At 70.0% G+C, this 15,572-nt stretch carries 14 protein-coding genes and 1 pseudogene; 12 read left to right on the top strand and 3 right to left on the bottom strand.

Translation table 11 applies throughout. The features are described 5' to 3' along the window. From JF597_RS04500 to JF597_RS04470, 7 genes and pseudogenes are all read left to right on the top strand, one after another. Positions 1–144, top strand: a pseudogene (locus JF597_RS04500) (ABC transporter substrate-binding protein); the annotation flags it as partial. Positions 145–191: 47 nt separating this feature from the next. Further along, on the top strand, positions 192–1,028 hold the full coding sequence (locus JF597_RS04495; RefSeq protein ID WP_293989151.1) for a siderophore-interacting protein: 837 nt from the start codon (positions 192–194) through the stop codon (positions 1,026–1,028). 127 nt (positions 1,029–1,155) lie between these two features. Then, a complete protein-coding gene (gene desA, locus JF597_RS04490; RefSeq protein WP_293989148.1) occupies positions 1,156–2,622 on the top strand; it encodes a lysine decarboxylase DesA in 1,467 nt (488 codons plus the stop codon). Next, a complete protein-coding gene (locus JF597_RS04485; protein ID WP_293989145.1) occupies positions 2,606–3,883 on the top strand; it encodes a SidA/IucD/PvdA family monooxygenase in 1,278 nt (425 codons plus the stop codon). Before desA ends, JF597_RS04485 begins: the two co-directional genes overlap by 17 nt. After that, positions 3,880–4,425 (top strand): GNAT family N-acetyltransferase, encoded by a 546-nt coding sequence (locus JF597_RS04480; RefSeq protein WP_293989142.1) that lies wholly within the window; start codon positions 3,880–3,882, stop codon positions 4,423–4,425. Before JF597_RS04485 ends, JF597_RS04480 begins: the two co-directional genes overlap by 4 nt. Beyond that, positions 4,422–6,191: an IucA/IucC family siderophore biosynthesis protein gene (locus tag JF597_RS04475; protein ID WP_293989139.1), complete on the top strand. Its 1,770-nt coding sequence runs from the start codon at positions 4,422–4,424 to the stop codon at positions 6,189–6,191. Before JF597_RS04480 ends, JF597_RS04475 begins: the two co-directional genes overlap by 4 nt. Before the next feature lie 76 nt (positions 6,192–6,267). Then, a complete protein-coding gene (locus JF597_RS04470) occupies positions 6,268–7,146 on the top strand; it encodes a DUF4429 domain-containing protein (RefSeq protein WP_293989136.1) in 879 nt (292 codons plus the stop codon). Between the two features lie 18 nt (positions 7,147–7,164). Here the strand turns inward: JF597_RS04470 and JF597_RS04465 are convergent, their stop codons facing one another. Continuing rightward, positions 7,165–8,730 carry a metallophosphoesterase family protein gene (locus JF597_RS04465; protein ID WP_293989133.1) on the bottom strand — a complete coding sequence of 522 codons (1,566 nt, stop codon included), beginning with the start codon at positions 8,728–8,730 and terminating at the stop codon, positions 7,165–7,167. Between the two features lie 165 nt (positions 8,731–8,895). On the opposite strand from JF597_RS04465, the gene JF597_RS04460 reads away from it, so the two are divergent. Then, positions 8,896–9,153: a hypothetical protein gene (locus JF597_RS04460; protein WP_293989157.1), complete on the top strand. Its 258-nt coding sequence runs from the start codon at positions 8,896–8,898 to the stop codon at positions 9,151–9,153. Between the two features lie 30 nt (positions 9,154–9,183). Continuing rightward, on the top strand, positions 9,184–11,001 hold the full coding sequence (glmS, locus tag JF597_RS04455) for a glutamine--fructose-6-phosphate transaminase (isomerizing) (RefSeq protein WP_293989130.1): 1,818 nt from the start codon (positions 9,184–9,186) through the stop codon (positions 10,999–11,001). A 227-nt stretch (positions 11,002–11,228) separates the two neighbouring features. Here glmS and JF597_RS04450 read toward each other — a convergent pair whose 3' ends face one another. Together JF597_RS04450 and JF597_RS04445 are read right to left on the bottom strand one after the other, a co-directional pair. Further along, positions 11,229–11,795 (bottom strand): GPR1/FUN34/YaaH family transporter, encoded by a 567-nt coding sequence (locus tag JF597_RS04450; RefSeq protein WP_293989127.1) that lies wholly within the window; start codon positions 11,793–11,795, stop codon positions 11,229–11,231. 154 nt (positions 11,796–11,949) lie between these two features. Beyond that, on the bottom strand, positions 11,950–12,477 hold the full coding sequence (locus JF597_RS04445; RefSeq protein ID WP_123976766.1) for a universal stress protein: 528 nt from the start codon (positions 12,475–12,477) through the stop codon (positions 11,950–11,952). A 512-nt stretch (positions 12,478–12,989) separates the two neighbouring features. On the opposite strand from JF597_RS04445, the gene JF597_RS04440 reads away from it, so the two are divergent. The 3 genes from JF597_RS04440 to orn all read left to right on the top strand — a co-directional run. After that, a complete protein-coding gene (locus tag JF597_RS04440; RefSeq protein ID WP_293989154.1) occupies positions 12,990–13,217 on the top strand; it encodes a hypothetical protein in 228 nt (75 codons plus the stop codon). Between the two features lie 377 nt (positions 13,218–13,594). Beyond that, a complete protein-coding gene (locus JF597_RS04435; RefSeq protein WP_293989121.1) occupies positions 13,595–14,767 on the top strand; it encodes a helix-turn-helix domain-containing protein in 1,173 nt (390 codons plus the stop codon). Positions 14,768–15,308: 541 nt separating this feature from the next. Next, positions 15,309–15,572, top strand: a 264-nt coding sequence (gene orn / locus JF597_RS04430) for an oligoribonuclease (protein WP_293989118.1), incomplete at its 3' end; no start/stop codon positions are given.

Here is a 15,572-nt window from a genome sequence, read left to right as displayed (position 1 = left end):
CAGGCCACCTGGAAGAAGCTCCCCGCGGTGAAGGCCGGGCAGGTCATCGCCCGCTCCCCCGAGCCGATCTTCTCCTACGACAAGTGCGTCGCGATGGTGGCGAACCTCGCCGAGGCGATCGAGACGGCGAAGAAGGTCAGCTGACCGCCCGGCAGCAAGTCCGCACAACTTCCTGACCCCCAGGAGCTCATATGACGACGGCCGTAGCCGCCCCGTTCCGTTTCTTCTCCCTCCAGGTCGTACGGACGAGGCGGCTCGGTCCGTCTCTGGTCCGGGTCACCTTCGCCGGTGCGGACCTGGCGCACTTCCACTCCGACGGACGCGACCAGTCGCTCTCCCTGTTCATCCCGGCCGAGGGGCACACCGAGCCCGCCGTACCGATCGAACTCGGCGACCACTGGTGGCAGGGCTGGCGCGAACTCCCGGACGGCGTACGGGCCGTGATGCGGTCGTACACGCTGCGGGCGCTGCGCCGGGACCCGGACGAGATCGACATCGACTTCGTGCTGCACGGGATCGAGCCGGGCGCGGCCACCCCCGCCGGGCCCGCCTCCCGCTGGGCGTCACGGGCGGCCGCCGGGGACCGGGTCGTCATCCTCGGCCCGGCGGTCGCCGACAACCGGGCGATCCGCTGCCGGCCGCCCGAGGACACCGGCCTGGTGCTGATCTGGGGTGACGAGACCGCCGTACCGGCCGCGACCGCCATCCTCGAATCGCTGCCCGCGGGCACCCGGGTACGCGCCTGGCTGGAGGTGCCGCACGCCGGGGACGTGCAGGACGTGGCGACCGAGGCGGACGCGGAGATCACCTGGCTGGTGGGCGGCCGCGACGCCGTGGCGGAGCTCCGCGCCGCACGACTCCCCTCCTGCGCGCGCCCGTACGCCTGGATCGCCGGGGAGTCCGGGCGGGTGAAGGAGCTGCGCCGGCACCTCGTCGGCGAGCGCGGGATCGACCGGCGCCGGGTCACCTTCGTCGGGTACTGGCGGCAGGGCCTGACGGAGGAGCAGCTCCGGGCGGCCGACGCGTAGTTACGACCGCCGGCGTGACGGCTGTCACGGGAGGGGCAGCACCCTACCCATGTTACTTAGGTTAGGCTAACCTAACTGGAGCCGACCGCTCTGCTCCCCCGCACGGATCGCCCCGGAGGACCCCCTCATGCGCTCGCACCTGCTCAATGACCTCACCGCGGAGCACTACCGCCGCTCCGTGACCGAAGCAGTAGAGCGGGTGGCGGCCAAACTCGCCACCACCGACCGTCCGTTCACGGGTGTCACCGTCGACACCCTCTCCCCCCGCATCGACGGCATCGACCTCGACCGGCCGCTGCACGACACGACCGCGGTCCTGGACGAACTGGAGGACGTCTACCTCCGGGACGCCGTCTACTTCCACCACCCCCGCTACCTCGCCCACCTCAACTGCCCGGTGGTCATCCCGGCGGTGCTCGGCGAGGCGGTGCTCTCCGCCGTCAACTCCTCCCTGGACACCTGGGACCAGTCGGCCGGCGGCACCCTCATCGAGCGGAAACTGATCGACTGGACGGCCGCCCGCATCGGCTTCGGGGACGCGGCCGACGGCGTGTTCACCTCCGGCGGCACCCAGTCCAACCTCCAGGCGCTGCTGCTGGCCCGCGAGGAGGCCAAGCCGGGGCCGGGCGGCTGGGAAGGACCTGCCGGCCTTGCCGGCCTGCGCATCTTCGCCTCCGAGGTCAGCCACTTCAGCGTGCGGAAGTCGGCGAAACTGCTCGGCCTCGGCCAGGACGCGGTGGTCTCCCTCCCCGTCGGCACCGACAAGCGGATGCAGACCGTCGCCCTCGCCCGCGAGCTGGAGCGGTGCAAGGACGACGGCCTGGTGCCCATGGCGGTCGTCGCCACCGCCGGCACCACCGACTTCGGCTCGATCGACCCGCTCCCCGAGATCGCCGGGCTGTGCGAGCAGTACGGCGTGTGGATGCACGTCGACGCGGCCTACGGCTGCGGGCTGCTCGCCTCCCTGAAGCACCGGGACCGGCTCACCGGCATCGAGCGCGCCGACTCGGTCACCGTCGACTACCACAAGTCCTTCTTCCAGCCCGTCAGTTCGTCCGCCGTACTGGTCCGGGACGCGGCCACCCTGCGGCACGCCACCTACCACGCGGAGTACCTGAACCCGCGCCGGATGGTCCAGGAACGCATCCCCAACCAGGTCGACAAGTCCCTCCAGACCACCCGCCGCTTCGACGCCCTCAAGCTGTGGATGACCCTGCGCACCATGGGCGCCGACGGCATCGGCGAGCTGTTCGACGAGGTCTGCGAGCTGGCCGAGGAGGGCTGGAAGCTGCTCGCGGCCGACCCGCGCTACGACGTCGTCGTCGAGCCGTCCCTCTCCACCCTCGTCTTCCGCTACGTCCCGGCGGCCGTCACCGACCCGGCCGAGATCGACCGCGCCAACCTTTACGCCCGCAAGGCGCTGTTCGCCTCCGGCGACGCGGTGGTCGCGGGCACCAAGGTCGGCGGCCGCCACTACCTGAAGTTCACCCTGCTCAACCCCGAGACCACGACGGCCGACATCGCCGCCGTCCTCGACCTGATCGCCGGCCACGCCGAGCAGTACCTGGGAGAGTCCCTTGACCGCGCGTCCTGAACACCCGACCAAGACCTATGACTTCGTGGGCATCGGGCTCGGGCCCTTCAACCTCGGCCTCGCCTGCCTGACCGAGCCGATCGCCGAGCTGGACGGCGTCTTCCTGGACTCGAAGCCCGACTTCGAATGGCACGCCGGCATGTTCCTGGACGGCGCCCACCTCCAGACCCCGTTCATGTCGGACCTGGTCACCCTCGCCGACCCGACGTCCCCCTACTCCTTCCTCAACTACCTGAAGGAGAAGGGCCGGCTGTACCCGTTCTACATCCGCGAGAACTTCTATCCGCTGCGGGTCGAGTACGACGACTACTGCCGCTGGGCCGCCCACCGGCTGACCAACGTCCGCTTCGGTACGACGGTGACGGAGGTCCGCCACGAGGACGACGTCTACGTCGTGACGACGACCGCCGGGGACACCTACCGCGCCCGTCACCTGGTCCTCGGCACCGGCACCCCGCCGCACATCCCCGAGGCCTGCCGGGGCCTGGGCGGCGACTTCATCCACAACTCGCGCTACCTGCGGCACAAGCAGGAGCTCCAGTCCAAGGAGTCGATCACGCTGGTCGGCAGCGGCCAGTCCGCCGCCGAGATCTACCGGGACCTGCTCGGTGAGATCGACGTCCACGGCTACCGGCTGAACTGGGTGACCCGCTCCCCCCGCTTCTTCCCGCTCGAATACACCAAGCTCACCCTGGAGATGACCAGCCCGGAGTACGTCGACTACTTCCACGCCCTGCCCGAGGCGACCCGCTACCGGCTCGCCGCCGAGCAGAAGGGCCTCTTCAAGGGCATCGACGGCGACCTGATCAACGAGATCTTCGACCTGCTCTACCAGAAGAACCTCGGCGGTCCGGTCCCCACCAGGTTGCTGACCAACTCGTCCCTGCGGGCGGCCGCCTACGACAACGGGACGTACACGCTGGAACTGCGCCAGGAGGAGCAGGGCAAGGACTACGAGATCGAGACCCAGGGCCTGGTCCTGGCCACCGGTTACCGGTACGCCGAGCCGGAGTTCCTCAGGCCCGTCCGGGACCGGCTGCGCTACGACACGCACGGCAACTTCGACGTGGCCCGCAACTACGCGATCGACGTCACCGGCCGGGGCGTCTTCCTGCAGAACGCCGGCGTCCACACCCACAGCATCACCAGCCCCGACCTCGGCATGGGCCCCTACCGGAACGCCTGCATCATCCGCGAGCTGCTCGGCTCGGAGTACTACCCGGTGGAGAAGACGATCGCCTTCCAGGAGTTCGCGGTATGAGCACCACGACGAGGGCCTTCACCTTCCGGCCCGTCGACCCCCTCCAGGACGCCGAGCTGCTGCACCGCTGGGTGACCCACCCCAAGGCGGCCTACTGGATGATGCAGGACGCCCGCCTGGAGGACGTCGAGCGGGCGTACCTGGAGATCGCGGCCGACGAGCACCACCACGCGCTGCTGGGCCTCGGCGAGGACGGCCGGCCGGCCTTCCTCATGGAGTACTACGACCCCGTCCACCGGGAGCTGGCGGGGCTGTACGAGCCCGAGCCGGGCGACGTCGGGATGCACTTCCTGACCCCCGCCACGGACACGCCCGTGCACGGCTTCACCAAGGCCGTCATCACGGCCGTGGTCGCCCACCTCTTCGAGGACCCGGCGGCCCGCCGGATCGTCGTCGAGCCGGACGTCGGCAACAAGGCCGTGCACGCACTGAACGAGGCCGTCGGGTTCGTGCCCGTACGGGAGATCCAGAAGCCGGAGAAGAAGGCGTTGCTGAGCTACTGCACCCGGGAGCGGTTCGAGAGGGCGGTGGCCGCCGTATGACCCTCGCCGACGCCGTGGCCCACCTGTCCCCCCAGCGCTGGGAGAAGGCCAGCCGGCTGCTCATACGCAAGGCGCTCGCCGAGTTCGCCCACGAGCGCCTGCTCACCCCGGAGGCGGACGGGCCGTCGTACGTCGTCCGCAGCGACGACGGGCTCACCCGCTACCGCTTCACCGCCGTCCGCCGCGCCCTGGACCACTGGCAGGTGGACGCCGACTCGATCTCCCGTACCCGGGACGGTGCCGAACTTCCGCTGGCGGCGCTGGACTTCTTCATCGAGCTGCGGAAGTCGCTGGGCCTGAGCGACGAGATCCTGCCGGTCTACCTGGAGGAGATCTCCGCCACCCTCTCCGGCACCTGCTACAAGCTCGCCAAGCCGCAGATCCCGGTCGCCGAACTCGCCGGCAGCGGCTTCCAGGCCATCGAGACCGGGATGACCGAGGGCCACCCCTGCTTCGTCGCCAACAACGGACGGCTCGGCTTCGGTGTCCACGAGTACCTGTCGTACGCCCCCGAGGCCGCGAGCCCGGTGCGGCTGGTGTGGCTGGCGGCCCACCGGTCGCGGGCGGCGTTCACGGCGGGCGTGGGGATCGCGTACGAGTCCTTCCTGCGGGAGGAGCTGGGCGAGGGGACCGTCGAGCGCTTCGACGGCGTCCTGCGCGACCGGGGCCTCGACCCCGCCGACTACCTCCTCATGCCGGTCCACCCCTGGCAGTGGTGGAACAAGCTCACCGTCACCTTCGCCGCCGAGGTCGCCCGCGGCCACCTCGTCTGCCTGGGCGAGGGCGACGACGAGTACCTGGCCCAGCAGTCCGTCCGGACCTTCTTCAACCGCTCGCACCCCGAGAAGCACTACGTCAAGACCGCGCTCTCGGTCCTCAACATGGGCTTCATGCGCGGGCTGTCGGCCGCCTACATGGAGGCCACCCCGGCCATCAACGACTGGCTGGCCCAGCTCGTCGACAACGACCCGGTGCTCAGGTCCACCGGCCTGTCGATCATCCGGGAGCGGGCGGCCGTCGGCTACCGGCACCTGGAGTTCGAGAAGGCCACCGACCGGCACTCGCCGTACCGGAAGATGCTGGCCGCGCTGTGGCGGGAGAGCCCGGTCGCCTCCCTCCAGGAGGGCGAGTCCCTGGCGACCATGGCCTCCCTGCTCCACGTGGACCACGAGGGCGCCTCCTTCGCGGCCGCGCTGATCGAGCGGAGCGGGCTGCCGGCGCGGGAGTGGCTGCGCGCCTACCTCCGGGCCTACCTCACGCCCCTCCTGCACAGCTTCTACGCCTACGACCTTGTCTTCATGCCGCACGGCGAGAACGTCATCCTGGTCCTGGCGGACGGTGTGGTCCGACGGGCGGTGTACAAGGACATCGCCGAGGAGATCGCGGTCATGGACCCGGACGCGGTGCTGCCGCCGGCGGTGGAGCGGCTGCGCGTCGAGGTCCCGGAGGAGAAGAAGCTCCTCTCGATCTTCACGGACGTCTTCGACTGCTTCTTCCGCTTCCTCGCCGCGAACCTCGCGGCCGAGGAGGTCCTGACGGAGGACGGCTTCTGGCGGACGGTCGCCGAGGTCACCCGTGAATACCAGGAGTCGGCGCCGGAACTCGCCGACAGGTTCGCGCGGTACGACATCTTCGCGCCCGAGTTCGCCCTGTCCTGCCTCAACCGGCTCCAGCTGCGCGACAACCGGCAGATGGTGGACCTGGCGGACCCGTCGGGCGCCCTCCAGCTGGTCGGAACCCTGAAGAATCCCGTCGCCGGGTTCTGATCCGGACGGACGGGCTCCCCCGAGTACGGTCCTCGGGGGAGCCCGTCGGTCGTTTCCGCGGTGGAACAATCCCCGCATGGCGGAAATCATCCAGAAGGACGGCATCTGGGTCTTTGCCGGAGACGCCCTGCGGCTGACTCCCGGGCGGGACAGGAACGTGAGCGTGCTGCGCCGTGCCCTGGGTGAACTGGTCGTCCCGCTGGACGCGTTGGCGGGGATCTCGTCCGAGCAGGGCCGTCGGCAGGGGCGGCTGCGGCTGCGCCTGCGGGACGGCGCCGATCCGCTGCTGCACGCGACCGGGGGCCGCCTGACCGAACCGCACGACCCCTACCGGCTGACCGTCGAGTCGGACCGCTACGGCGTCGCCGAGTACTTCACGGACGAGGTGCGCGACGCGCTGCTCCTTGCGCAGGTGCCGGGCACGCCGGTGCGCGAGTACCTGCTGCCGGGGCCGCCGCTGCCGCTGTCGGTCTCCGCCGGGGACGGCACGGCGTCGTTCGACGGGGAGCGGGTGCGCCTGGAGTGGAACTGGAAGACGGAGGACGTCAAGGCCGCGGCGGGCCCGCGCGCGCTGGCCCTGGCGGACATCCTCGGCGTGCAGTGGCAGCCGTCCGCCGGGCTGGAGAACGGCCATCTGCGGTTCCGGGTGGCCGGGGCGCCGGCCCGGGAGCGGGCCAAGTACGACCCGAACGCGGTGGAGCTGTGGGGGTTCAGGCGGGATCCGCTGATGGCGCTGGTCGCGGCGGCGGTGCAGGCACGGCTGCCGCATCCGTCGGTGGCGGCCGTACCGGAGGATCCCGGGAAGCCGGGGGCACCCAGGGCATCCGAGGCGTCCGAGGCCGATCACGACGCGTTGCTGCGCCGGCTGCGTGAGCTGGGTCGGCTGCACCGCGAGGGGGTGCTCACGGACGAGGAGTTCACGACGGCCAAGCAGGCGGTCCTCAGACGCATGTGAGGACCGCCTGTGGGGGCCTTACTTGGCCTTGCGCGCCACGGTGAAGTGGTCGATGCGGTCGCCGGTCTCGGCGATGCCCGACACCTTCAGCTTGGCGTACTGGCCGCGAGGGGCGGGCTCGACGTCCACACGCAGGAAGGAGTAGTTGAGGTAGCGCACCCGGGACCAGGTGACGGTCTCGTTGACCTTGCCGTCCTTGGTGTTGATGAAGGAGGCGACGGAGTCGACCTCGTTCAGGTGGCCCTCGTAGGAGTCCGGGGCGGTGAACGCGTAGAGGCTGCGGCCGGCCGCGCCCGCGGTGACGTAGACGACACCCTCGGTCTCGGAGTAGGCCGTCTCGCCGATCGGGAGCTTCTTGACGACGGTGTTGCCCTTGATGACGTCGGTGCGCTCGTACTGGTGGTTGTGGCCGTTGATGACCAGGTCCACCGTGTACTTCTCGAACAGCGGCACCCACTCCTGTCGCACGCCCCCCTCCGAGGCGTGCGCCGTGGAGGTGCAGTAGGCGCAGTGGTGGAAGAACACGACGATGAAGTCGATGTCCTTGGAGGCGCGGAACTTCTTCAGCTGCGCCTCGAACCACTTGGTCTGGGTACCGCCAGAGATGCCCAGGTTCGCCGGGATCTCGAAGGAGACGTCGTTCGGGTCGAGCGAGATGATCGCCGTGTTGCCGTGGACGAAGGAGTAGACGCCCGGCAGGTTCTTCTTGTCCGGCCCGTTGTCGGGCAGGGTGAAGCGGGCCTCCTCGCCGCCGTAGCCGTTGGGCGAGTACCAGGCCTCCATGTCGTGGTTGCCGTACGACACCATCCACGGCACGGACTTGGCGACCGACTCGGTCTGGGCCAGGAACTGGTCCCAGGTGCGGGAGTCGAAGCCGGTGTCGGTGGACTTGCCCTGGCCGGCCGGGTCGCCGTAGGCGATGTCGCCGGCGTGCAGGTGGAAGCTGGGGTTCTGGCCGAGGATCAGGCTGTCGTTGGCCAGGGCGTGGTAGCTGACGCCCTGGTCGCCGAAGGCCGTGAAGGTGAACGGCTGCTTGTTCCGGGGCGCGGTGGTGAAGGTGCCTATCGTGCTGGCGAACTGCGGCGAGGCCGGGTCGAAGCCCTCGTGGCCGACGCCGTAGAAGTACTGCCGGCCCGGCTTGAGGTTGGCCAGCTTGGCGTGCACGTAGTACTGGGTGTGGTCGCCGCTGGCGCCGATGCCGGCCGGGGTGTACAGGGTGCGGATCTCGGCGTCGATCTTGACCGAGAGGTGCGAGGCGTGGGTGCCGATCCGGACGAAGGGCTTCTTGACCGCGACCGGGACCTGCCAGGAGATCGTCATCTCCGTGCCGGCGTCGTTGCCGAAGGCCAGGTGGCGGCCGAACGGGGCGACGTAGGCGCCGTCGACGTACTGGGTGGCGGGGGCGGAGGACTGCGTGGGGACGGCGGCCTGGGCGGTGCCGCCCAGGACGAACGAGCCGCCCGTGACGGCGCCGAGCGTGACGGCGCCGCCTCTGATCATGGAGCGCCGGGAGAACTTGGCGCGGAGGTACTCGTGCTGCTCAGCCATGCTCATGCGGTCGGCGAGCTCATCGGGTACGCCCATACGAGGAATGTCCATGGCGTCTGAAAATCGTCTCCACAAGCGACGTGGCGCAAGACACAGGATGGACAGCGTCCGAACAGAACCCCATAAGAGATTCAACAGGCTGCTGCCCGGAATCGGGCAGGATTCTTGCGAAACCGACGTCGGTACTCCAGGATCTACCGGGTGCACGACGAACTCGTTGATCATCTGATGCGGTCCTCGCCCCTGAGCCGGGGCGAGGCGCTGCGGGTGATCCAGGAGGTGCTCGCCTACTTCGACGAGACGACCGCGGACTACGTCCGTCGCCGCCACCGCGAACTCCAGGCGGAAGGCCTGGTCAACACGGAGATCTTCGACCGGATCGCGGCGGATCTGAAGTACAGGGCGGTCGCCCCGCCGGAGCTCACCCTCCGGCAGCTGCGTCGCATGGTCTACGGATGACTACGGCTTAGGGATACGGAACACCTATATATGTGCGGAATTGTCGGATACATCGGTAAGCGCGACGTCGCCCCCCTGCTCCTCGAAGGTCTCCAGCGGCTGGAATACCGCGGTTACGACTCGGCGGGCATCGTCGTCTCCGCGCCGAAGACGGCCGGTCTGAAGATGGTGAAGGCCAAGGGCCGGGTCCGCGACCTGGAGGCCAAGGTCCCGGCGCGCTTCAAGGGCACCACCGGCATCGCCCACACCCGCTGGGCCACCCACGGCGCCCCCTCCGACGTGAACGCCCACCCGCACATGTCGGCGGACCAGAAGGTGGCCGTCGTCCACAACGGCATCATCGACAACGCCTCCGAGCTGCGCCGCAAGCTGGAGGCGGACGGTGTGGTGTTCCTCTCGGAGACCGACACCGAGGTCCTCACCCACCTGATCGCCCGCTCCCAGGCGGAGACCCTGGAGGAGAAGGTCCGCCAGGCGCTGCGCCTGATCGAGGGCACCTACGGCATCGCGGTCATGCACGCCGACTTCCCCGAGCGGATCGTGGTCGCCCGCAACGGCTCCCCGGTGGTCCTCGGCATCGGCGACAAGGAGATGTTCGTCGCCTCCGACATCGCGGCCCTGGTCACCCACACCCGTCAGATAGTGACCCTCGACGACGGCGAGATGGCCACCCTCAAGGCCGACGACTTCCGGACGTACACCACCGAGGGCACCCGGACGACGGCCGAGCCGACCACCGTGGAGTGGGAGGCCGAGTCGTACGACATGGGCGGCCACGACACCTACATGCACAAGGAGATCTTCGAGCAGCCCGACGCGGTCGACCGCGTGCTGCGCGGCCGCATCGACGACCGCTTCTCCACCGTGCACCTCGGCGGCCTCAACCTGGACGCCCGCGACGCGCGTGCCGTGCGCCGGGTGAAGATCCTCGGCTGCGGCACGTCGTACCACGCGGGCATGATCGGCGCCCAGATGATCGAGGAGCTGGCCCGCATCCCGGCCGACGCCGAGCCGGCCTCGGAGTTCCGCTACCGCAACCCGGTCGTCGACCCTGACACGCTCTACATCGCGGTCTCCCAGTCCGGTGAGACCTACGACGTCCTCGCCGCCGTCCAGGAACTCAAGCGCAAGGGCGCGCGGGTGCTGGGCGTGGTGAACGTGGTGGGCTCGGCGATCGCACGGGAGGCGGACGGCGGGACGTACGTGCACGCGGGCCCGGAGGTCTGCGTGGTGTCCACCAAGTGCTTCACGAACACAACGGTCGCGTTCGCGCTCCTCGCCCTGCACCTCGGCCGGATCCGCGACCTCTCGGTCCGCGACGGCAAGCGGATCATCGAGGGGCTGCGCAAGCTGCCGGCCCAGATCTCGGAGATCCTCGCCCAGGAGGCGGAGATCGAGAAGATGGCCGCGGAGTACGCCGAGGCCCGCTCGATGCTCTTCATCGGCCGCGTCCGGGGCTACCCGGTGGCCCGGGAGGCCTCCCTGAAGCTCAAGGAGGTCTCCTACATCCACGCGGAGGCGTACCCGGCGTCCGAGCTGAAGCACGGCCCGCTGGCGCTGATCGAGCCGGCCCTGCCGACGGTGGCGATCGTCCCCGACGACGACCTCCTGGAGAAGAACCGCGCGGCCCTGGAGGAGATCAAGGCCCGCAGCGGCAAGATCCTGGCGGTGGCCCACCAGCACCAGGAGAAGGCGGACCGCACGATCGTCGTCCCGAAGAACGAGGACGAACTCGACCCGATCCTGATGGGCATCCCGCTCCAGCTCCTCGCGTACCACACGGCGAAGGCGCTGGGCCGCGACATCGACAAGCCGAGGAACCTGGCCAAGTCGGTGACGGTGGAGTAGGGCCGTTGTGACTGTGCGGGCCGGTGGGGGCTGGTCGCGCAGTTCCCCGCGCCCCTAAAGGGGCGTTCACCCGTGGTTTTTTTGGGGCGCGGGGAACTGCGCGAGCAACCCCCACGCAACTGCACGGGCCGGACGACCGAACGGACCCCTTCGTATGCCGCCGGCAACGAAGGGGTCCGCTCATTGGATCGCCGGGGACGCCCAACTCCCCGGCGTCGGCTGCCGTATCAGCCGTGGGCCGTCACCCCCCGGCCGGCAGCCCGCCCCGGCAGCACCGTCGGCCAGTGCGCGAGCGCGGCCGTCGCGGCGTACCAGGCCACCGCCCCCGCCGCCACCGCAACCCAGCCGCCGACCTTGGTCAGTGACGAGCTGTCGGCGAACTGCGCGACGGCGAGCACCAGCATCGCCAGGAACAGCAGCCCGTGCATGGCCTGTCCGAGCTGGTCGCCGCCCGCGAGGGTCAACGACAGGGCCACGAGAGCGAAGAGGAGCAGGAAGAGCCCGGCGCCGTTGGCCGAGGCGTGGCCACCGGACGAGACGGCCCAGGTGAACCAGAGGGCGCCGAGGGCCACATAGCCCGTGCCGTTCACGGCGTCACGGTCACGGAAGGCCAGCAGGCCGACGAGGAAGAGGGCGACTCCGCCCACGTAGTGGGCGATTGACACGGCGTCAGAGGTGGTGACGTTGTCGATGACACCGGTGGTACCGAGTCCGAACGCCAACAGGGTGATTCCCAGGGCGAGTCGACCGGCCACGGTGGTGGTTCCGCTTCCCGCAGAGACGTCGTTGTCCACGGCGGGCTCCCTTCATGCCTTGTGCAGTTGTGCGCGGTGACCGATATATGCCCTTCACAAGGGCACAAACACCTCTGCACGCCAGGAATTTCAGGCGCGGGACGAAGAGAGCCGGACCGTTCCCACGGCGCATCTCACCTGGGAGAACGTGGAGTTACGGAATGACAACGACAGGGCGCTTGGCCCGCTTGGCGAGTCTGCCCGCGACGGAGCCGAAGATCCGGCCGACGATCCCGTGGGTCGACCCCACGACGATCGCGTCGGCCTCGTACTCCCGCCCCACCTCTTCGAGTTCGTGGCAGATGTCGCCGCCGCGCTCGACGAGGATCCAGGGCACCTCGGCCAGGTACTCGGCACAGGCGAGTTCGAGCCCGAGCACCTCCGTCCGGTGGTCCGGTACGTCGACGAAGACGGGTGGCTCGCAGCCGGCCCACACGGTGGTCGGCAGTCGGTTGGCGACGTGGACGATGATCAGCCCCGCGCGGGAGCGGTGCGCCATCCCGATCGCATAGGCGAGGGCGCGCTCACTGGAGGTGGAGCCGTCGAAGCCGACGACCACTCCGTGCTTGAAGGCGGGATCGCAGGAAGGGCGTGCCTCTTCCGCCGCCAGCGCATCGGCCGCCGTGGGGTCGGCGACCGGCCGCTTGCGGTCCGCTGGATCGAAGAATTCGTGACCGGCCATGGCTGTCTCGGCGTTGTGATCCTTGTGTGGGAGGGACGACAGTGTGCGGCGAGCTTGTGTCCGGGAAACATCTTCCCGACCCCATACCCCCAAGGGTACGGCGGCACGCCTCCTCAGCCCAGATCCCGCGCGCTCTCCGTAGGGGACCTTCCCCGGAGTCGGTTAGGGGTTCCAGGGAGCATGCACGAGCCGCGCCCGTAACGCAATGGTTGCTGCCCCGTACAGGCGGTTTGCACAGGATTCGGACAGCACCGGAGCCCACGCACGGTGACCGACCGCTCGAACGCGCGTTGATCCCGGTACGAGTGCGCCACGAGGGAGCACGAGGGAGTATGACCATGTCCGGACCGCACCGCGCCCCCAGCCCGCACCGGGCCCCCAGCCCACGCCGCACCTCCAGCCCGCACCGCGCGCCCGACCCACGGCGCACCCCCGAGCCGCACCGTCGCGCCCCCGATCCGCACCGTCGCGCCCCCGATCAGCACCGTCGCGCTCCGGACACCGCCGGCGACGTGGTCCGCTGGGCCGCGTTCTGCTGCGCGCTCGTCCCCGTCGTGCTCCTCTGGTACGGCACCTCGCCGGCCGGCGCGGCCGGCACCGCCCTCGGCCTCGCCGCCGTCACCACCGCGTGCCGCTTCCTGCTGCGCCGCTCGGAACTCGGCGCGAGGCTCGGCGCCGAGCGCGGGACGGCACCCCGGGGAGGCGGACGTCACACCCGGAGCAGTACACCGGTCGACTGACCGGTTTCCGCGCACGCCAACGCTTCTTTTCAGCCAACTTGGCGGACTCGTGCAAGAGGGTCACCAACCACCCCCCAACCCCCGTTCCACCTGCACGGAAAGGGTCTGCGGGGCCCTCCGTACCCTACGCGGTTTGGCCACTGCGACGAGGCGCACTTCCCTGCACGGCCCGCGAGTGCAACCCTTCGTGATCGAATGCTTCACGCCAAGTTGTCATGTCGACAATCGACGGCGTGTCGAACTGGTCAACGCGAGACCGCGGAAACCAGTAGATTCGATCTTGACGTCTTACGGCGGGGGACTCGTGCAGGACCGAGGGGAAACGTGCAGGAGCGACACAACCGAGGAGCCGCGACCACCAAGGGGGGCTTAGCAGGATGAGCCACGACTCCACTGCCGCGCCGGAAGCCGCGGCCCGGAAACTGTCCGGGCGACGGCGCAAGGAGATCGTCGCGGTGCTGCTGTTCAGCGGCGGCCCCATTTTCGAGAGTTCCATACCGCTGTCGGTGTTCGGGATAGACCGCCAGGACGCCGGCGTACCGCGCTACCGACTGCTGGTGTGCGGTGGCGAGGAAGGCCCGCTGCGGACCACAGGGGGCCTGGAACTCACCGCGCCGCATGGCCTGGAAGCGATCTCACGCGCCGGCACGGTCGTCGTACCGGCCTGGCGCTCGATCACCGCGCCGCCACCGGAAGAGGCACTGGACGCGCTGCGCCGCGCCCATGAGGAGGGGGCCCGCATCGTCGGGCTGTGCACCGGCGCGTTCGTGCTGGCCGCCGCGGGTCTGCTGGACGGCCGCCCGGCCACCACCCACTGGATGTACGCGCCGACGCTGGCCAAGCGCTATCCGTCGGTGCACGTCGACCCACGGGAACTCTTCGTGGACGACGGCGACGTCCTCACCTCCGCGGGTACGGCGGCCGGCATCGATCTCTGTCTCCACATCGTGCGGACGGACCACGGCAACGAGGCGGCCGGCGCGCTCGCCCGCCGCCTGGTGGTCCCGCCGCGCCGCTCGGGCGGTCAGGAGCGCTACCTCGATCGATCTTTACCAGAGGAGATCGGCGCCGACCCGCTCGCCGAGGTCGTCGCCTGGGCACTGGAGCACCTCCACGAGCAGTTCGACGTGGAGACGCTGGCGGCGCGCGCGTACATGAGCCGCCGCACCTTCGACCGCCGCTTCCGCTCGCTGACGGGATCGGCCCCGCTCCAGTGGCTGATCACGCAACGGGTCCTCCAGGCGCAGCGCCTCCTGGAGACGTCGGACTACTCGGTGGACGAGGTGGCGGGCCGCTGCGGCTTCCGCTCCCCCGTCGCCCTGCGCGGCCACTTCCGCCGCCAGCTGGGTTCGTCCCCGGCGGCGTACCGGGCCGCGTACCGGGCACGCCGCCCGCAGTCCGACCGCTCCGACACCCCGGAACCGGCCCCGCTGCCGCAGACGGGCCCGCTCGCGGTCCCGTACCCCGAGGGCGTACTCCCGATGCAGACCCGCAGGACGGCCACGGTAGGCCTCTCGGCCAGCCTCCCCGGCCCCCGCACCGGCAGCTGACCCACCCCGGCCCACCCGACCAGCTCGGGTGGGCCGACCACACCCCCTCGCCCACCCACCACCCGACTCGCTCGGACAAAGAGGCGAGCCCGAAAGACACCGCCGCGCCGGCTTCCACACCATCCACCGAGCCAGTACGACGGCACCGGGCCCCACCCAGCCCGTCCGGTGTTCGAGAACGACGACGCTCAGCCCACACCCAGCCCGTCCGCTGTTCGAGGACGACGGCGCTCAGCCCACACCCAGCCCGTCCGACGCCCGAGAACGAGGGCACCGGGCCCCCACGCAGCCCGTCCGGGGTTTGAGGACGACAGCGCTCAGCCCACACCCAGCCCGTCCGGCGTTTAAGGACGACGGCCCCAGCCCCCACCCAGCCCGTCCGGCGCCGAGAACGACGACGCTCAGCCCACACCCAGCCCGTCCGGCGTCTGAGGACGAGGCCGTAGGCCCGATGATGCGGGGGTGCGGGGGCGGCAGCCCCGCAGGCGTCGGCTCTGCACCAGGGGCACCCAAACGCCGACGTCAGCTTTAGGGTGGTCGCATGAACGATCGCATGGTGTGGATCGACTGCGAGATGACCGGCCTCTCGCTGTCCGACGACGCGCTCATCGAGGTGGCCGCGCTGGTCACCGACTCCGAGCTGAACGTGCTCGGCGAGGGCGTGGACATCGTCATCCGTCCGCCGGCCAAGGCACTGGAGACGATGCCGGAGGTGGTGCGGCAGATGCACACCACCTCCGGCCTGCTCGACGAGCTGGCCGGCGGCACGACGCTCGCCGAGGCCGAGGAGCGGGTCCTGGCGTAC

The sequence above is a fragment of the Streptomyces sp. genome (assembly GCF_019510245.1).
Lineage (GTDB): Bacteria > Actinomycetota > Actinomycetes > Streptomycetales > Streptomycetaceae > Streptomyces.
Note: the sequence above shows the minus strand (reverse complement) of the source record. Positions and strands in the feature narration are given on the sequence as shown.